The 19,218-nt window shown below is 62.2% G+C and carries 14 protein-coding genes; 4 read left to right on the forward strand and 10 right to left on the reverse strand.

Features of this window, described 5'->3' with window-relative positions; genetic code table 11:
- Positions 1 to 9 precede the first annotated feature (9 nt).
- From P3T17_RS22050 to P3T17_RS22060, 3 genes are all read left to right on the forward strand, one after another.
- Positions 10 to 1,389, forward strand: a complete 1,380-nt coding sequence (locus tag P3T17_RS22050; RefSeq protein WP_429408884.1) for an MEDS domain-containing protein — start codon at positions 10 to 12, stop codon at positions 1,387 to 1,389.
- A 121-nt stretch (positions 1,390 to 1,510) separates the two neighbouring features.
- The gene (locus P3T17_RS22055) at positions 1,511 to 2,278 is read left to right on the forward strand and encodes a class II aldolase/adducin family protein (protein ID WP_429408885.1); all 768 of its coding nucleotides are present in this window, start codon (positions 1,511 to 1,513) and stop codon (positions 2,276 to 2,278) included.
- 370 nt (positions 2,279 to 2,648) lie between these two features.
- On the forward strand, positions 2,649 to 3,125 hold the full coding sequence (locus tag P3T17_RS22060; RefSeq protein WP_429287856.1) for a DUF2844 domain-containing protein: 477 nt from the start codon (positions 2,649 to 2,651) through the stop codon (positions 3,123 to 3,125).
- Here P3T17_RS22060 and P3T17_RS22065 read toward each other — a convergent pair.
- Positions 3,083 to 3,463 (reverse strand): hypothetical protein, encoded by a 381-nt coding sequence (locus P3T17_RS22065; RefSeq protein ID WP_429288137.1) that lies wholly within the window; start codon positions 3,461 to 3,463, stop codon positions 3,083 to 3,085. The two genes, P3T17_RS22060 and P3T17_RS22065, sit on opposite strands and share 43 nt — an antisense overlap.
- Between P3T17_RS22065 and P3T17_RS22070 the strand changes: the two genes are divergently transcribed.
- The gene (locus P3T17_RS22070) at positions 3,369 to 4,457 is read left to right on the forward strand and encodes a DUF3443 family protein (RefSeq protein ID WP_429409143.1); all 1,089 of its coding nucleotides are present in this window, start codon (positions 3,369 to 3,371) and stop codon (positions 4,455 to 4,457) included. The two genes, P3T17_RS22065 and P3T17_RS22070, sit on opposite strands and share 95 nt — an antisense overlap.
- 15 nt (positions 4,458 to 4,472) lie before the next feature.
- Here the strand turns inward: P3T17_RS22070 and P3T17_RS22075 are convergent, their stop codons facing one another.
- From P3T17_RS22075 to P3T17_RS22115, 9 genes are all read right to left on the reverse strand, one after another.
- Positions 4,473 to 5,699: an HlyD family efflux transporter periplasmic adaptor subunit gene (locus P3T17_RS22075; protein ID WP_429408886.1), complete on the reverse strand. Its 1,227-nt coding sequence runs from the start codon at positions 5,697 to 5,699 to the stop codon at positions 4,473 to 4,475.
- A 5-nt stretch (positions 5,700 to 5,704) separates the two neighbouring features.
- Entirely contained in the window at positions 5,705 to 7,300 is a 1,596-nt protein-coding gene (locus tag P3T17_RS22080; RefSeq protein ID WP_429408887.1) for an efflux transporter outer membrane subunit, read from the reverse strand.
- Positions 7,301 to 7,303: 3 nt separating this feature from the next.
- Positions 7,304 to 8,284, reverse strand: coding sequence for a glycosyltransferase family 2 protein (locus P3T17_RS22085; RefSeq protein WP_429408888.1), 981 nt, complete (start codon positions 8,282 to 8,284; stop codon positions 7,304 to 7,306).
- A 22-nt stretch (positions 8,285 to 8,306) separates the two neighbouring features.
- Complete coding sequence (locus P3T17_RS22090) at positions 8,307 to 9,875, reverse strand: DHA2 family efflux MFS transporter permease subunit (protein WP_429408889.1); 1,569 nt, start codon at positions 9,873 to 9,875, stop codon at positions 8,307 to 8,309.
- Positions 9,872 to 11,176 carry a glycosyltransferase gene (locus P3T17_RS22095; RefSeq protein ID WP_429408890.1) on the reverse strand — a complete coding sequence of 435 codons (1,305 nt, stop codon included), beginning with the start codon at positions 11,174 to 11,176 and terminating at the stop codon, positions 9,872 to 9,874. Before P3T17_RS22095 ends, P3T17_RS22090 begins: the two co-directional genes overlap by 4 nt.
- Before the next feature lie 14 nt (positions 11,177 to 11,190).
- On the reverse strand, positions 11,191 to 11,760 hold the full coding sequence (locus tag P3T17_RS22100; protein WP_429408891.1) for a methyltransferase family protein: 570 nt from the start codon (positions 11,758 to 11,760) through the stop codon (positions 11,191 to 11,193).
- Between the two features lie 2 nt (positions 11,761 to 11,762).
- Positions 11,763 to 12,683 carry an alpha/beta fold hydrolase gene (locus P3T17_RS22105; protein ID WP_074267889.1) on the reverse strand — a complete coding sequence of 307 codons (921 nt, stop codon included), beginning with the start codon at positions 12,681 to 12,683 and terminating at the stop codon, positions 11,763 to 11,765.
- Positions 12,684 to 13,175: 492 nt separating this feature from the next.
- On the reverse strand, positions 13,176 to 15,848 hold the full coding sequence (locus P3T17_RS22110; RefSeq protein ID WP_429408892.1) for a sensor domain-containing protein: 2,673 nt from the start codon (positions 15,846 to 15,848) through the stop codon (positions 13,176 to 13,178).
- A 49-nt stretch (positions 15,849 to 15,897) separates the two neighbouring features.
- Positions 15,898 to 19,005 (reverse strand): diguanylate cyclase domain-containing protein, encoded by a 3,108-nt coding sequence (locus tag P3T17_RS22115; RefSeq protein WP_429408893.1) that lies wholly within the window; start codon positions 19,003 to 19,005, stop codon positions 15,898 to 15,900.
- Between the last annotated feature and the right edge of the window lie 213 nt (positions 19,006 to 19,218).

Genomic DNA, 19,218 nt, shown 5'->3' on the forward strand with positions numbered 1-19,218 from the left:
ATTACACGGATGCAAGAAGATTCCGCGGACTACCACGCGCCATCCGGCATCGCGGCGCTGCCTTCCCTCGCTTGGGGAAGCCATATCGGTCAACTTTACGGTTCGGCCGCAGATTTGCGCGACCTTATTATTCCCTTCTTTCGGGCGGGTCTTGAGAACAACGAGCGTTGCCTGTGGGTAACCGGTACACCGCTCGACGCGGACGAGGCGCGCTCCGCACTGCGCGCGGTCGTCCCCGACCTCGACGCACGCGAGCAAAGCGGTCAGATCGAGATCCAGGACACGAGTGCCTTCTACAAGCAGGGCGAACCGCTGCGGCCACAGGCGCTCGTCGCAGGTCTCGTGCAACGCGAGCAGGAGGCACTTGCCGCCGGCTACCGCGGTCTGCGCACCAACGGCAATTGCGCGTGGGTCGACAAAGCGAACTGGAGTGGCTTTCTCGATTATGAATCCGGCGTTGACGAGGCGGTCCATGGGCGGCGTCTCATCTGCATGTGCAGTTACCAGCATGACCGCATCGAAGCGGGGCAAGTCAGAGACGTCCTCGAAAGACACGGCCTCGTGCTGCATAGCCCGCGCCCGAACAGCACGGAACCGGGCCAGCTCGATGGCGGTGCGGCGTGCACATTGCCAGGCACGGCCGCCATGCACGACGCCCAGCACGATGCCGAGGAAGCTGGCATGCGGCTGGCGGAAACCGAAGCACGACTTTCCGACGCCCTTGCGCTGAACGCGCTGCACCATCAGTCGATCGCGGTGCTTGGTCACGATCTTCGCAATCCGCTCGTCGCCATCAGCGCGGGTGCAACATTCTTGCTCCGCAGCAAGCTGGACGACAAGGCACGCGCAATTTCGGAAGCCATCGCCCGAAGCGCGGATCATATGGCCGCCCTGATTGACGATCTCTCGGACATGTCGCGCGGCCGGCTCGGCAACGGCATCTCCCTGCGCCTCAGCCGCGAAGGGCTGGAGCCGGCCTTGCGTCACGCCGTCGAAGAGTTGCGCCTCGCTCATCCGGGGCGCCAGATCGAAGTCACCCTGTCACTGCGGCACCCGGTCGAAACGGACCCGGTCTACATGGCGCGGCTCCTGTCCAATCTCCTCAAGAATGCGCTGATTTACGGTTCGCAAACAGATCCGGTCGAGGTCAACGTATCCGCGGATACCGACTTCATCCTCTCGGTCAGCAACAAGGGGCCGCAAATTCCGCACGAAAGCCAAAAGCTGCTGTTCGCGCCGTTCACGCGCGGCGCGCTCGCCGCCGATCAGCAAGGACTGGGACTCGGGCTCTACATCGTCGCCGAGATCGCGCGTGCCCACGGCGGCACGATCGAAGTCGCTTCGACGGAAGACGAAACGCGCTTCAGCTTTCGCATGCCGATCAGATAAAAAGAAGGCTCGGACAAACACGTCCAGGGGCCGCCGGCGCCGACACGTCTCGTCAAAAAGTGCTACGTTGCAAGGGTTCCCGCCGCTCAGCGGCCAACGTTAAACCTGCAACGGAGAAACGATGAACAACCGTTCCCGACGTGTACAAGATATTGTTTCTGAAGCCGAGTGGAATACGCGCATCAACCTTGCTGCGTCGTACCGTCTCATCGCCCATTTCGGCATGTCGGATCTCATCTATAACCACATCACCGCGAGAGTCCCGGGCAGCCATACAGAATTCCTCATCAACCCTTACGGGATGATGTACGAAGAAATTACAGCGTCGAGCCTCGTCAAAGTCGATCTCGACGGCAATGTCCTCTTCAATGTCGACGACAACTTCAGCGTCAATCGCGCCGGCTACGTGATCCATAGCGCGATACACGCCGCTCGCCACGACGTGGAATGTGTCATTCACACGCACACACGCGCGGGCATGGCCGTCTCCGTGCTGGAGTGCGGTCTCCTGCCGCTTACCCAGATGGCGATGCGCTTCGATTCCATTGCCTATCACGAGTACGAAGGTGTCGCGGTGGATCTGGACGAGCAGAGCCGGCTGGTAAACGACCTCGGCGAGCGCGACGTGATGATCTTGCGCAACCACGGACTATTGTCGGTAGGGAAAAGTATCGCCGAGGCCTTTAACGCGATGTACTGGCTCGAGATGGCGTGTCGCGCTCAGGTCGACGCAATGGCATGCAATACGCCGCTGCATGTGCCGCCGCAAGCGGTGGTTGAAAAAACGAACCATCTATATCGACCGCAGGTTCGGCGGCCGTTTGGCGTGATGGAATGGCCGGCGATGTTGCGTCTTCTTGATCGGCGTGACGAGTCTTACAAGAGCTGACAAACCGGCTGGCAGCATTCAAGTATCCACACAACCTCCCGGGGCCGGCGCTCGCCGTTCCCGTCGACGGCATCCCGAAATAGCCAATGATCTATCGACGAGCATTGGCACGCCATTTTCAATTCAGGTTTGTCTGAATGGCGCGTAGGGAAATACCGAACAACGCGTTTAAAACCCTGAATTATTTATCCGAATTTATCTTTCGTAAGAAAGTATAAAGTTATCGGATTATTTTCCGATATTCAGTCAGCTTCGACTCGATATGAGCGCGACGCGGGATTCGTCGTGTGTCTTCGTCTTTCACCTTCTACTCGCTGTGCATAAACCCAATAAGGACGCCCGGGCCGTCCTCAAAAAACAAAGGAAACCAATGCGTACCAGTCAGCTCTGCGTCGCAATAGCTATTGCAATGGCGACGTTTGAAACCGCGACACCCGCATACGCGGAACTCGGGGGGCCGCCGACATGGTCGTCGAGCGGCACCAACAACGTGACGATCCTCGCGCAACGCCAGAGCACCGCCTCGGTCACGTACAGCGTGAACCAAACCACCCTTACGTCCGGCACGGTCGTCAGTGAGTACGTGGCGCAAAGCGGCACCGTCTTTGCCATCACATGGCACGGTCCAAAGATCGCACCGCTCAATACCTTGCTAGGCACTTACTTCTCCGCGTATCTGCAGGGCTTGTCCACCGCACGCGCGACGATGGGTGGAGGCTCCGGCCCGCTATCGGTTCAGCAGTCCGGGCTCGTGGTAGAGACGGGCGGCCACATGGGGGCCTACACCGGTCGTGCGTACCTGCCTCAGGCATTCCCGCAAGGGTTCAGTGCCGACGACATCCAATAAACGGGAAACAGAACAATGCGAGCAATTTTCGGGGTTATGGTCGCGGCATTGACGATTGGCCTCGCCGCATGTGGCGGCGGAGGCAGTTCGAATTCGACGACTTCCAGCACAACGAGTTCCGGTACTTCCAGTAGTACGAGCAGCAGCACCACCACCACTTCCTCGACCAGCACGTCGACGCTCGCCACCGATGCGTCGGCCACGCCGACGTCCAGCAGCGCGACCAACACGGTTCCCATCACGATTTCGTCTGCACCGTACGGCAACAAAAACCGCCCGATGGTAAGCGTGACGGTTTGCACGCCAGGAAGCAACGCTGCGTCGAACTGTTCGACCATCGACAACGTCCTTCTCGATACCGGTTCGTACGGACTGCGTTTGTATGCGTCCGTCGTACCGAGCACGACGCTCTCGACGCTGACGACGCAAACGCAATCCTCAACCAGCGACACGATCGCCGAATGCGCGATCTTCGGTAGCGGCTACACGTGGGGCACGGTTCGCAGCGCAGACATCAAGATGTCCAGCGAGATTGCGGAAAACGTGCCGATCCACATCATGACCGACTCGACGCTCGCCGAGTCGGCTCCGTCGGACTGTCAGGTCAGTACTGCGCTCAGCACGCCGGCGCTGCTCGGCGCGAACGGTATCCTCGGCGTAGGCGTGCGGCCCCAGGACTGTGGCTCGAGTTGCGTGAGCGGCTCACAAAGCGCCGCCTACTATGCTTGCGGCAGCTCGACGTGCACGGCCACCACAGAGGCTCTCGCATCGCAGGTGGGCAACCCGGTCCAGTATTTCACGACCGACAACAACGGCGTGATCGTCGAGATCTCACAGGTCTCCGATAGCGGAGGGAGCACGGCGTCCGGAACACTGGTGTTTGGCATCGATACCGAGACCAACAATGTGCTATCCGGCACGAGCGCGACCGTCTTCACCACAGACGAGTATGGCGACGTAACGGCAACGTTTAACGGCACCACCTATACGGACAACGCGTTCTTCGACACAGGCTCAAACGGTCTGTTCTTCGCGGACTCAAGTATTTCCCAGAGCAGCAGCACGTGGTACACACCGTCGAGCACGTTGGGTCTGTCGGCTACGGTCACGGGTTCCAATTCATCGAGCGCGAGCATTGGTTTCAACATTGCCAACGCGACCACGCTGTTTGCAACGGGCAACTACGCATTCAACGATCTCGGTGCGTATCTGTCCGGCAGCTTTGACTTCGGGTTGCCGTTCTTCTACGGGCGGCATGTGTACTTCGGCATTACCGGTACATCGTCGGCCGGCGGCGGAAGCGGGCCATACGTGTCGTACGTATCGAGCTGATCGTCGGTTGTGACACTAAAGGCCTGCGCCTTCAAGGCGCAGGCCGTTTGCATCATGGGAACCGGAAACATCGTTTTCCTCAATAAGTTTCCGCGCCAAGGCGTCGGCCTGTTCTGTCTCATCGTTGGCGACAGGCGCAATGCTTCCCCCTGCGGGATCGGTGGCACTGGCCAACGCTCCGTCACGTTGATGCGTGTCGACCGACACGACCATCGACAACCCAACCCGCAGCGGATGCGCAACCAGTTCCGCCGGGTCGAGAGAAACGATCACCGGTACGCGCTGCACGACCTTGATCCAGTTGCCGGCCGCGTTTTGCGGCGGCAACATCGAAAACGCACTGCCCGTTCCGGGCGACAGTCCACCGATGCGGCCATGGAATACCATCCCCGAACCATACAGGTCGGAGACTGCGGAAACCGGCTGGCCGATGCGCAGGTTGCGGACTTGCCCTTCCTTGAAGTTCGCCTCGATCCAGAGTTGCCTGACCGGCACCACCGTCATCAGCTGGGCGCCGGGCGCAACGGGTTGACCAATCTGCACGGCGCGCTGAGCCACGGCGCCTTCGACGGGCGCCACGAGCGTCGTGCGCGCGAGCCTGACATACGCAAGCTTCAGTTGCTGCACCGCCAGCGACACGGCTGGATCGTCCTCCACGTTCCCCGAACCACTCGCCGCGAGTCCGCTGGCAAGCTGGCTGCGCGCCGCGGCCAGATTGGCCTGCGCAACGGCAACGGCCTCTCGCGCGCGCTCGTACTCTTCGCCGGACACCACCTGCACGGTGGCACCCGAGCGCGCCTTCAGTGCCTGCTCGGCCTGTGCGAGTTCCGCCGCACGGGCGTCGACCGCAGCACGGTACATTGCATTGGCGAACTGGGCGCTGCGCGTCTGCCGCACTGCGCGGATGAGATCCCCCTCGGCTTGCCCAAGCGCAATACGCGCTTCTGTATCGTCGAGCCGCACCAGCGGCTGTCCGGCCTTGACGTACTGCGTATTGCCCACCAGCACCTCCCGCGCGGTGCCCGCCACCTGCGCGGCGATCGGCACCACGTTGCCGGCGACATACGCGTTATCCGTTTCCTCGAAGAAACGGCCGGAGACAAACCAGTTCACACCTACCGCGGCGGCCGCAACCGCCGCTACGCCGAACAGCAGCATAAACAGACGGTTTCGGCGCGAAATCTTCCTTGGATCGCGATGCGCAAATGCCATGCGTTCGCCGGGCAGGTTTTCTGTACTCATGCGATTCAGCTAGAGGAAGGATTGTTGGATGAGCGATTATCACTCTGGCTTGCGGGTGAGTCCTGCATCGCGGGCTGGCGGGTCGCGGCGGGTGAAGCCGCAGCGGTACCCGTCTGGCTTGCCCCGTCGAAACCGCCGCCCAGCGCGCGGATCAACGCAATGTCCGCATCCCGCCGTTGTGCCTCGAGTTCGAGAAGCCGCTGTTGCTCGTCGAGTTTCATATCGTGTTGCGCGAGAACATCCGCCTGTGGAATCAGGCCGCGGCGCTGCCGTTCAGTCGCGACCGCGATCATCTGTTCACGCGCGGCGAGGACGCGTTGCTGCTCGTCGATGAGTGTCGTAAGGCTGCGCATCGTCGCAATCGATCTGGACACCTCGGCAAGAGCCCCATCGAGTGTCTTGTTGTACAGCGCGATCGTCTCGTCTGCTTGTGCAAAGTCGCCATGCAGTTGCGAGCGCAACTGACCGCGTTCAAAAATCGGCAGGGACACGGCAGGACCGATAGCAAAGAATGCCGACGCACTCGAGAACAGCGAGCCGAGACTCAACGACGACAGGCCACCCCCAGCAGACAGATTGATGTTCGGGTAGAACTCCGCGCGGGTAGCATCGATCTTTGCGGTTGCGGCCTGCACACGCAGCCTGGCCGCGACAATATCGGGGCGCCGTCCGAGCAGTTCGAGCGGCAGATTCGCGGGCACGGACAAGGCGTCGCTATCGGTGAGCGTCGGCCGTTGCAACGAGAGCCCGCGTTCCGGTCCCGCGCCGGTCAGCGCTCCAATCTGCAACTGCGTCTGCGTGATCGAATCGTCGATCGTCTGCAACTGCATGCGAAGCGCCGCCTGCTCGATCTGTTCCTGCTGCGCGCTGTAAGTGTTGTCGATGCCCCTCGCCTCGCGCGTGCGCCGGATCGCATCGAGTTGCTCGGCGTCATGGCGGCGCGCCTCCATCAGGTCGCGCCTCGCATACGCGTAGGCCAGTTGGCCGTAGAGGGTGACAAGCGAAGTGGTGAGGGTCAGGCGAGCCTGCTGCGCATCGACGCGCGCAGCATCGCGTGCCGACACCAGCGCCTGGGTGAGCGCGCGGTTCTTGCCCCACAGATCCAGTTCGTAGTTGGCGCCGACGATCACGCTCCCCGGCGACACCCACGGGTCGCTAAAGAGATCGATCGGTACCGTGGTGCCATCGAAATTCACGCTCGCCGCCCCGTCGACGGCAGGAAAGCGCGCCTTGTAGGCTGCCGCCGTCGCCGTCCCCGTCAGACCCGTGCCCGAGGCGAACCGTTCGAGTTGCGACTGCGCCTCGGCGATCCGCGCGCCGGCAATCTGAATGTCCGGATTGCCGGCAAGCGCTTCTGCGACCAGCGCGTCGAGTTGCCGGTCATGAAACGATGCGAACCATTGCGCCTCCGGCCACGCGCCGCCTGCGTCTTTCGTGGTCTGCGCCAGTTCCTGCGGACCCGGCGAGCGCATGGCAAGCGGCTGATAGGGGGTGTGGTCCGCGCAACCGCTCAGTACACACAAACCGCTCAGCAAAGTAGCCGATGTTAAAGCCCATAAGCGCTTTAACGCGTGCTGGACATGGCAGAGTTCGATCGCCATCGGTCAGCCGCGCGCCAGACGGGCGGCGAGCCGCGGACGCGCGGTTTCGAGCGGACCCAGCCTGCCAAACATGCCGTCGACAATCCCGCAGGCGATGCCGGAAAGCTTCGCCAGCTTGCCGGACTCGAAGAGCAACACCTGCCACACCTGCATGAGAGTGATGAAGTTAGGGATAAGCGCGACCGGAAGCGATAGCGTGTATTGCAGACACAGATGCATGCCGTTGCGTGCCATGTAATAGCGGCGAAACGCCGGATGGTTCATCGAAGTGAGGCGTATCGGACCGAACCGGTGCTGCCGTTTTTCGCCGATGCGATGTGACAGGATGAGCCGCGGCTCCACATAAAAAGGTACGCCACGCTGCAACGCGCGCAATGAATATTCCGTGTCGACGTGGTCGATAAACAACGGTTCATCGAACGCACCCAACCTCTCATAAGCGAGGCGCGAAATGACGCAACCGGAAGACAGGAGAAAGGAGCACGGCTGCAACGATGCTCCCGCTTCGAAGGCCAGCGTGCGGATCGAAAAGCCGTTGCTGTACATCTGCGGCAGGAAGCGGCCGATGTTCTCGTCATAGATACGCGGCCCGATAGCGAAGGCTCGTGCGCCGAGCGCCGCGCAGGACTCGCGCATCACGCGAAAGTAATCGGCACTCGCCAGCGAATCCTGATCGAACAACGCCACCGCACCGATACCGCGTTCGAACAGGTGCGCGAGGCCCCGGTTGTAGGCGCCGGCAATCCCGCCACGATTAGCATTACGAAGATATGCAATACCATGCGCGGCCAGTCCATCGGCAATCGAGGCAGCAGGCACCGGCGAATTGTCGACGACCAGCACCGGCACGCCAGGTTCGCACAGTTCGAGAAGATGCGTAAGCTGCTCGGGGGTCGGACGATACAACACCACCAGCGCGCCGAGCAACGGCGCGGCGCTATCGGTGGCGCCCGCGCTGCCCGCAGAGGTGATCGTTTCGCTCATGATCGTTATCTCCCCATACGCGTCAATGTCCGGCGCGCGCCGCGGAGATGCCGCGCCACGGCCTGGTGGCCCACATCAGCACGGCGAGTGCGAGGCACACGAGGCTCGCCATATAGAACAGGTCGTTGGTCGCCATCATGTAGGCCTGTTGCTCGACCACACTGCGCACGGCGGCCAGCTGATTGGGGCCCAGTCCAAGCGTTTGCAGCGATCGCATGAACAGGCTCGTGCCGGTGGACGCATGCGTCACCGACTGCGCAAGATTGCCATAGTGATGCGCGGCGCGGTTGTCCCACCAGGTGACACTGAGCGCGGTGCCGAAAGCGGCCGAAAGCGTGCGCAAAAAATTCGACAGACCCGAGGCCGCCGCCAGTTTTTCGTTGGGGATACGCGACAGGATGGCCGCGCTCAACGGGATAAAAAAGCACGGCAGGCCGATGCCTTGAATGAAGGTCGGCGTGACGATCTGCCAGAACGACATCGTCAGGGTGAAGTGCGCGTCCCACGACAGCACGGCAAAAAACACCAGAAAACCAAACGACGTGACGACGCGCGCATCGAAGCGGTCCAGAAACATGCCGACCAGCATGGAAAAAACCAGCGCAAGGATGCCGAGCGGCGCAACTGTCAATCCCGCCTGGAATGCGGTGTACCCCATCACGGTTTGCAGCCAGAGCGGAAAGATGACACCGATCACCGAGAAGCTCACCATCCCGAGCGAAATGATCGTCACGCCGAACGAAAACGTGCGGTCGCGAAACAGGCTGAGGTCGATCACCGGATAGGGCTCGGCCGATTCCCAGATCAGCAGCGAGACCAGGGCGAGCGCGGCGATCAGCGAAAGCCCGACGATCAGGGACGAGTCGAACCAGCCGTGATCGCGCCCGAGGTCGAGCACGCCCTGCAGCGCCCCCACACCGACTACGAGCAGCACGATACCCATCACGTCCATCGGCGGCTGATGCGGATCGGGTGGCTCGCGCCGCAGCAGCGCGGCGCATGCCGCGAAGGCAAACAAACCGATTGGCAGATTGATAAAGAAAATCCACGGCCAGGAAAACTGGTCGATGATCCAGCCGCCCAGCACCGGCCCGAAGATCGGCGCGAGCAGAACCGTCATGGCCCACAACGCCAACGCCAGCACACGCCTTTCCGGTGGAAACGCACGCAGCAGGATGGCCTGTGAAAGCGGCACCATTGGGCCTGAACAGAGTCCCTGCATCGCACGGCATACCACCAGCAGTTCCAGGTTGCCCGCCATCCCGCATAGCAGCGAAGTCAGCGTGAATAGCAGCACGGACCAGACGAACAGGCGCGCCTCGCCGATCCGTTGCGACAGCCAGCCGGTCAGCGGCACGGCAATCGCCGCCGCAACCGAATACGAACTGATGACCCAGGTCGCCTGTGAATTCGACACGGCGAGACTGCCCGCGATGGACGGCACGGCGACGTTCGTCACGGTCGAATCGAGCACCTCGATGAAGGTGGCGAGTGAAAGCGCAAACGTCAGCAAGGCGAGCATCGCGCCGCGCAAAGGCGGCGCCTCGCGAGCGCTGAGATCCGGTATGGCTACGTCGCTTGAAGTACTCATATGGACCGTGCTGTTCCCAGGGTCTTGCGGTCTGCGGGACGCGTGCCGGCAGCGGCACGTCGCTCGGCCAGACGCTCGATGTATTGCGCGGCGGCTTCGCAGGCGTCGGGGGCGGTGCCAATCCGTTGTCTGGCGATCGTGCAGCGCGCCGCGACCCATGGGTCCGTGGCGATGCGCGAGAGTGCGGACGCCAGCGCCTTACCGCTCGCCGGGCTGTCGATCCGGATGCCGCAACCGCTCTGCGCGACGCGCTGCGCGTTGTCGAACTGATCGTGCGCAAACGGCGTGACCACCTGCGCAACGCCTGCTTCGAATGCCAATGCAGCCGTGCCGATCCCGCCGTGATGAACCAGCGCCGCGCAGTGAGGCAGAAGCTTGCGCATCGGCACAAAGTCGCGCACCAGCACGTCGGCGCGCGCATGCCACCGGTCTCCCACGTTGCGGGCGAGGACGATAGCGCGTGCGCCGGTACGGCGCAGCGCTTCGTCGACGGCGCCGAAATACGCCCGCTCGTCGATCAGCGTGGAGCCCGGTGTGAAGACCACCGGCCGTTTGCCCGACGAAAGGAAAGCACTCAGCTCGTCGTCGAACGCGCCGGGCGACACATCGTTGAAAAGCGGGAAACCCGCCATGAAATGATTACGCGGCCAGTCTGGCTGCGCGGCCGCAAACCAGTCCGGAAACAGACACAGCACGCCGTCCGGCGAGTGCAGCCAGCGGCCGAGGATGCGGCTCGCCGGTGGCAGTCCCAGGCCCTGCCGGACGTCGTTCAGCGCGGGGCCGCAAGCCCTGTCGATAATGCCTGTCTCGATCATCTCCATGCACTTTGCCCTGAGCGGAAGCGGCAGCCACATGGGCACGGTCATACGCTTGTGGGTCGGCGGCGCGCTGGCGGACAGCAGCGTCGAAGGCGACACCTGAACAGATAGGTATGGCGTGCCGTGAACTTCCTGCATCAGGCGGGCGGCGAACGCCCACAGCGAGCCAACCAGTACCGTGTCGGAGGTCGTAAGCGCGGCAAGCTCATCGAAGTGCGGCCGGATCGACGGCGCGACGATGCTCCACAGCGTGCGAAACGACGTCCGCGGGTTCCAGAGCGCGGGGCTGGCCATCGCCCGCGCATACTCGTCCCACGTGCCGATCGGCACGAACGCAAAACCGTGCCGCTCGGCCAGCGGCGCGAATTGCGGATGCGTGCAAAGCACGATCCGGTGCCGCCGTTGCGCCAAAGCCCGGCCAATCCCGATGAATGGATGAACGTCGCCGGCCGAACCGATCGCGGTAATAACGATGTGAGCCATGGGTCGTGCGCCGCTCAATAGACCCAGGGCACAAGCGCCCTCACTTCGCGGCGATAGGTGCGGTAGGGGTCGCCGAAATGCTCCGACAACCACTGCTCCTCGACGCGGACCTTATAGGCCAGCGAAGCAAAGATGAGCGCGAAGCCGGCCACTCCGCGCCACTCCTCCGTAACCAGAGCGGCGCCGGCGATGGCGAACAGACAGCCGGTGTAGATCGGATGACGCACGAGCGCATAAGGTCCGCTGCGGACCAACTCGTGATCCGCCTTCAGGGTGACCGATACACTCCAGTTCGAGCCGAGATGGCGCCGCCCCCAGACCGAGAAACTCAGCCCGGCCACGATAATCGCCAGCCCGATCCATTGTTGCGAATCGAAGTGCGCGTCCGCAAGACTCCAGGCGCCGGCCAGCCGGTCCGGTAATACCACCAGCGCACAGCCCACGATCAACGGAATCGACTGGATCGTGCGCGACAAACGATCCTCGCGCCTGACGGTTTTCTTCGCCCACGAGGAGGCCTTCATCCAGTAGGCGAGCCACACGGCCCACAGGCCGAGAACGGCAATCGAATGATAGATCGTCATTTTCAACCTCCGAAATCCACGTTCATTCCGGGGGTCGCAAACGTTTGCGCGACGGACAGAGAAGACGGCACCTCAGGTCGTGAACGACCGAACTCTTGAGCTACACCGAAGAAACCGAGGATTTCCTCACGGATGGCGGCCGCCTGGGTTCGCCCTTCCAGTTCGAGGAAATGCCCCGTGTTCGGCACCGCAGCGAACTGCGCGTGCATGACGTAGCGGGCGAGGACACGAATGTCCTCCGCGGTGGTGTATTCGTCGAGCTCGCCGTTGAGGAACTTGAGCCGGCAGCGAATCTCGGCCAGCTTGCCGAGGTAGCTTTCCGGCTTCAGCGCCAGAATCTGTTCGGCATGGAACGAGACGCGGCGCTGATCTTCCTTCGGCAGGCCGGTGAGATAACGGTAGTTCAGCAGCTTCAGGATACGCGGCAGGTGCTTGCCTACGGTGTCGTTCAATAGCTGGGCGGCCTGCAGGTGCTCGCCGGCCTCGAGCATGTCCCGCGCCTGACTGACGTAGGCGATCATCGCATCGTTGAGAAACGGCGAGAACGAGCCGATTACCGCGCCTTCGATACTGGCGGGCCGCCGCGCCAGGGCTAGCAGCGCCGCAAGGCCGCCCCAAGACACGGAATACAGGTAGCTCGGCTCGAAGTGATTGATCAGATGCAGCAGAATCTCCGCCTCGTCGTCCTTGGTCAGCAGGAACTCGCTGCGGTTGTGCTGCCGGGATTCGCCGGCATAAGGCAGGTCGAAACAGATAACGTTATATCGTTCGCCAAGGTATTTGATTGTTTGCCCAAATGAAGCTGATGTTGCGAGGGCCCCATTCACGAGAATTACGCTTTTCCGGTCAGCCTCGAAGATATGCCGCTCAGCCTGTACGCAAAGAGAATTGGGTAGACGAACGATTGTTTTTTCAACCGGCATAGAACCCCCTTCATTCTTAATTGAATGAAAAATTGATTTGCACTTTATCGAATGCAGTGCAACAGGCAGCGCATTGGCATACAGCCACATCCATATAGGACAATGGCTTCCAGGATTTTGCGATGCAGTGATACTGCGAACAAATATTGTCTGAACAATTGTGAAAAATCAAGCACGTCTATATTTTATTTTTGGAATGAAAATTACTTATGTAAGGTTGGATAATATGCTTATTGAATTGCATATTAGAGAAATAATTCCCGAATGATATTTGTGTTGATTTTATGTCGGTAAATTATTCATCACCCGATTTATATTGTTATAACTCACGCAAAACCGGACAGCCGCATATCACGCTTCGTCCGAAGCCCCGCTCTCCCCCACGGGGATATGAAGTTGTACCGACGTGCCGTGGCCACGCTTGCTGAAAACGACCGGTTGCGCCAACGGGCAGCGCCCGTTCCCGGATGCCCAGCAAGCCTGCTGACGGGATCAAGGCTCCGTGGCCGCGTCCAGTTCAAGCAGCCGTGGCAGCGTGGCCATATCGGACTTCGCCAGCGGCTTGCTATACCGAAACCCCTGCGCGACCTGACACCCATTCGCCAGCAGGAAGTCTGCCTGTTCCGCCGTTTCGACGCCTTCCGCAACGACTTGCTGGCCGAGACACCGTGCGATAGACAGGATCGCCTTGACGAGCTCCGCGTGGCGCCGGTCCGTGGTCACCTTCTGGACAAACGACCGGTCGATCTTCAGCGTATCGATCGGAAACCGTGCGAGATAGCTCAACGCCGAATAGCCGGTGCCGAAATCGTCGATGGCGATCGAGAGCCCCATGGCCTTGAGCGCCGAAAGCGTATCCAGGATCGTGTCGTCTTCCTCGAGCAGCAGGCTCTCCGTGATCTCGAGCTCCAGCCATTCGGGACGACAGCCGGTTTCTTCGAGCAACTCGCCGACCATCGGGACGAGATCGCGAAACTGAAACTGCCTCGCCGACAGATTGACCGCGACCGTGTGGCACGCTGTGCGACCGGCGTTCCATTCCGCTGCGGCGAGGCAAGCCTCGCGCAGGACCCACTTGCCCAGATCCGCGATCAGGCCCGTCTCCTCGGCAAGGGGAATGAACTGGTTGGGAGGAACGAGGCCGACGCCCGGGCGCCGCCACCGCAGCAAGGCTTCTGAACCGATCACCTGATTGCCGTCGAGCAGTACCTTCGGCTGATAGTGCAACTCCAGTTCGTCACGCTCGACGGCGCGGCGCAGCTCCGATTCCAGTAGCAGGTACGCGGTCGCATCGACCGTCAGTTCTTTCGAGTAGAAGCGAAAGCTCCGGCCGCCGGCACGCTTGGCCGCGTACATGGCCAGATCCGCGTATTTCACGAGGTCGTCCGCTACGACGCTATCGGGCGGATACAGGGCAAGTCCAACGCTGCAGGAAACGTACACCTCTCTCCCGTTCAGGTAGAAAGGCTCGCCGAACTTGCCGAGAATCATCGCCGAGATGTCCTCCAGAACGGCACGATCGCAAATGTCCGGAAGAAGAATCGCAAATTCATCGCCCCCGAAGCGGGCCACGGTATCGCAAGGACGCACGCAGAGGTTCAGACGCGCAGCCGCCTCGCGCAGCAACTGGTCGCCCACGGCGTGCCCCATGGTGTCGTTGATACCCTTGAAGCGATCCATGTCGATCATCATCACGCTGGCAAACTTGCGCTGGCCGCCAGCCTCGCTGGTAATCCGCACCAAACGCTCGTTGAACTCGGTACGGTTCGGCAATCCGGTGAGCGGATCGAAGAAGGCCATCTGGTGGATTTTCTGACGTGAAACCTGCAACTCGGAAATGTCGCGGCCCACGGTCAGGACATGTTCAACCGTACCGTGCACGCCGAATTCCGGAGCCAGCTTGATCAGATGGCAACATTGCGCGTCATCCTTTTCTGTCCAGCTCAACTCGAATTCGGCGGCTTTGCCGCTAGCGAATACTTCCGTCAGCTTCTCCTCGTAAATCAGGGCATTGGGGCCGCCGGGACATTCGGACGGTTTCTTGCCGATCAGCGCGGCTAAACCGCCCTCGACGAGCGCGGCGGAAATCGGATTGACATAGACACGTCTAAGCTCTTTGTCATAGCGCACGATCGTGTCTGGCGAGTTTTCCACCAGCGTCCGGAATTCCCGCTCGCGGCCGGCAAGCACCTCTTCGATACGTTTGCGCTCCGTAACATCGCGGGACAAGATGAGGAACGTGTCGGTCGCGGGCGTTTCGCCCAGCTTCTTCGCCAGCGAATACTCGAACCACCGGCGGCTGCCATCCGGCAGGTCGATCATAAGCGTCTCGCCAACGGTCACCCCTTGCCTGTCGGCCATCCCGATGGAGCGCATCGCGGCGCTCGCCTGCTGCGCGGGCAACACTTCGTCGAGCGTTTTGCCGAGCAGCTCTTCCTTGGGCATGGCGAGCAATTCCGGATTCTTGGTCCAGACGTTCAGATATCGGCCATCACGGTCCAGTTCGAACAGAATATCGGGGATCGCGGCAATGACCCCTTCGGCGAAATCGAGCGCATGCTTGAGATCCTGCTCTGCCCGGCGCCGCTCGGTAATGTCGCCTCCAATAACCAGTACGGACACGATGACGTCCGTTTCATCGCGTTCCGGGACCAACTGGACGTGGTGGATGCGGGGCTCTCCCTCCTGCGTCGTGAAGCGCAATTCCAGTTGCCCTTCTTCTCCTGTGCGGGCTGCCTCGAGAATGGCGCTTTCGTAACCTTCGAACCGCCCGTCGGGAAAAAGCTGGCTTGGCGCCTTCCCGACAACCTCGTCGATCCCGAGACCGAAGATGGCTTCGAGCCGCGGATTCAGATAGACGATCTCAGCGCCGGTGGCATGACGCGCAAGGTAGTTCGGCAGATTTTCGGCCAGGGTCCGGAACTGACGCTCGCTGGCTGCAAGCGTCTCGCGCATCCGGCTGTGCCCGTCGTTCTGGACAGCGATGTCTGCGGCAAGCTGCGCGCCTAGTGCCCGCAGACACTGCGAAAGTGTCTGCAGGCGCCTTGCCATGCGGCGGTTGCGAACCTCGCCCTCCCCGGGCGTCCGGAGCTCCATCACAACCGCGTCGATACCTCTGACGATGTTCAGAAACTGTTCAGTCCGCTGCGTAACGTCGAATCTCACCGAAGCCTCCAGAAGTCAGCTCTCACCGGGCAAGAGGACAGGTTGATTGTCATTGTGGGGTTGCCTCGTCTGTGTGCGATGTCTCGGCCCAGCGCAAGGCGCCGCGGCCGGCTTCTTTTGCCGCGTAGAGCGCCATGTCGGCGGACTTGTAGAGCGTCTGGGCATCGAGTGCGTCCTGCGGACACCGCGCGACACCGATGCTCGCGCCGACCGCTAACGAAAGGTGGTGGTACGGAACTGGCTGGGCGAACGTGGCCATGATGCGTTCGCACACGGCGGCCACGGCCTCGCGCTCGCCTGGCTGCCTGAGCAGCACGGCGAACTCGTCGCCGCCAAGGCGCGCGACGAGATCGACCTCGCGCGTCGCCTGGCGCAGGCGCGCGCCAACGGCCTTCAACACCTCGTCGCCAGCATCGTGGCCGTAAGTGTCGTTGATCGGCTTGAAGCGGTCGAGATCGACCAGCACCAGCGCGAATTCGGCGCCCCGGCGTGCCTGCCCCACGAGGAGATGCAGGTCGTCGTTGAAATGCCGCCGGTTCGCAAGGCCGGTCAAACCGTCGAAGTAGGCCAGCTGTTCGAGCCGCTGTTCACTGGCCTGCAATTCCGCCGTACGGCGCACGAGTTCGTCGGAGCGTTGCTGGAGCTCATTGGTGCGTTGCTGAAGTTCCTGCGTGCGTTGCGCGACCAGCGCCTCCAGTGCCCCAGCACGCCGGCGTAGCAGGCGCGTGCGTACCTGTATCAGTACACCGAAGAGCACCAGCAAGAACAGCACCGCGAACAGACGAAAGGAAATCGTCTCGTACCACGCTGGCACAACGCGCACCGGCAAGCTCGCCCACTCCGTCCACTCGCCGCCGGCACGATTCGACGCGCGCACTTGCAGCACGTAGTTTCCAGGCGGCACGTTCGTATAGTGAGCGATCCGAAGGTTGGCAGGCGAGTCGGTCCATGCGTCCTCGAGACCCGAGAGGCGGTAGGCGTATCGCGTGCGCTCGGGGGCCGAGTAATCGAGCAGCGCGAAGGTGATCTGTATTGCGCGTTGCGAAGGGCCGAGCGTGATTCCGGACGACGGTATCGATCGGCCATCGGCATCCGTGAGCCTGATAGGAGCCTTGAAACGCGAGGGTTGAAACTCGCCGGGATGCACGATCGTCAAGCCATTGCCGCCGAACAGCAGATCTCCCTGCAGCGTGGTACCGGCCGAAGAGGCCCAATAGGGCAGCAGGCCAACCCCGTCGGCCTGTTGCAGCCGTGTCGTGGCCAGCGTGTCGTGGTCGATGTGCACGATGCCGCTATCGGTGCTCACCCAGACATTGTCCTTCGCATCGAGCAGCAGCGCGTTCGCGGCGTTGTTCTCCACACCATCCTCGTGACCGATACGGTGCACGTGCAAGACCGCACCTCGCGGACCGGGCTCAAGCGCACGCACGCCGCCGCCGTAGAACGCGATCCATAGCCAGCCGCGCCTGTCGCGCACGATGGAAGTCACGCAGCTACTGGGCAAACCGATCCGCTCCGGCGTCTCCGGCCAGGGCCGGTCAGTGTGGCCGGTTGCCGGCCAGTAGCGCGCGAGTCCCGTCTGCGTACCGACCCACAGCGCCTCGTTGTCGCGGCAGTTAAGGCTCGTAATGTCTGCGCCCCGCAGACTCGGGACGCTTTGCGCCGCCGCACCCTGGACAGACAGGTCGACCTGCGCCAGTCCACTCGGGCCGCCGATCCAGAGCCTGTTGCCGTCGACGCACAGCGCCCTGACCAGTGCCGTGGGCGGCAAACCTGGGAACGCTGCCCGCTCGACGCTGCGGCCGCCATCGCGGGTGCGGTACAGCCCCTTGGCGGTACCGATGTAGACGCTGCCGTCCGGCGCATCGACCATCGAAAGTGCGGAGCTCCTCGGGAGCGCGGTGTCCGGTCGACCGTCCTCGGGCGCGAGGCGCCGGCTGTGTCCGTGTTCCGCTGAGACGATGTCGATGCCGCCGTTGTCGCTGCCGAGCCAGACGCTGCCGTCGGACCGTGCGAACACCGAGGTGACCTGCGCGTGCTTGCCGCCGAGCAGGTGGCCATCGCTGCCATACCACGTTGTAATCGCCCGCTGCGCCGGATCGATCGAATCGAACAGACTCGGCCCACCGGCCCAGATAAGTCCGCTGTGATCGCGCAGCAGCGCGACCACGTCATCCTCGGCGAGGCTGCCGGGCAGCCCTGCATCGTGGCGCAGGCGCCGGGTCGTCCAGTTCCGCGTGTCGACCTGGACGATGCCCTGAGACCATGTACCGAGCCACACCCGGCCGTCGCCGACATCGACGATCGCGACAACCCAGTCCGTCTCGACACCCTTTCCGCCACCGCTTTCACTATCGTGCAACTGCCGGGCCATCGTGGCGCCAGGTTCGATTACGAAGGCGCCGTCCGCACGCGTGCCGACCCAGACACGTCCGTCCTTGTCCTGCGCCAGTTGCCAGACCTCGATAGCAGCGCGGGTCATGCTTTCGGTCGGCACCGGCACGAAAGCCGGCGTGCCCGCGCGCAGGACGAACAGGCCGTCGTGCGTGCCGGCCCACAGGTTGCCGCTGCGATCAGCGAGCAAAGCGCTGATCCGGCGAGCCGGCAGGCCGGGCGGGTTGCCTCCCTCGGCCGCCCGCCGCACCTTGCCGGTGCTCAGATCCAGCCGGTCCAGTCCGGCTTCCGTACCCACCCACAACCCATCCGGGCCGTCAGCGGCAAGCGCGAAGACGCGGGCGCTGCTCAGGCCCTGGGGGCCCGCACCGAGCGTCCAGAAGGTACCGGTCGAGTTGTCGAAACGTGCAAGCCCGCCGCTATCCGTGCCTACCCAGAGGCGCCCCTGGCGGTCCTCATGCAGGGCATTGATGTAAGAGGAAGGCAAGCTGCCGGGCTTGCCGGCATCGCCAATGTAAACGCGAAAGCGGTACCCGTCCCAGCTGGCAAGGCCAGTCTGCGAAGCGATCCAGATCAGACCGTCCCGGTCCTGCAGCATCGCGGTGGGCGTGATGCTGCTAGGTGCTTCGACATGGCGAAAAACCGGCGTCGAGCCATCGTACCAGGCACCCGCCGTGGCGGCGGGTGAAACAGTCGCGAGCACCATCAAAGGTGCGAAAAAGCAGCACAGCATCTGCGACCAAAGAAACTTCCATTTCTGCATCGAACTCTGGTCCCCGGTAAGTCGTTCGGCGCGATCGCCAGTCCGATGCACAGAAGGGCTGCATACAGTCATCCGAACGGGTCACGCCAACGCGATGGATCGGCCACTTCTAAGGCGGCCACGTCACCCGCCGCGGATCCGCCCAAAAGGCACCCACGTCTCTTTAAGTTACGGCAGACGGGCGCGACTTCTGAAGCAGTTCCTCAGTAGGGA

It is taken from the genome of Paraburkholderia sp. GAS82, from assembly GCF_050436285.1.
GTDB classification, from domain to species: Bacteria; Pseudomonadota; Gammaproteobacteria; order Burkholderiales; family Burkholderiaceae; genus Paraburkholderia; species Paraburkholderia phenazinium_B.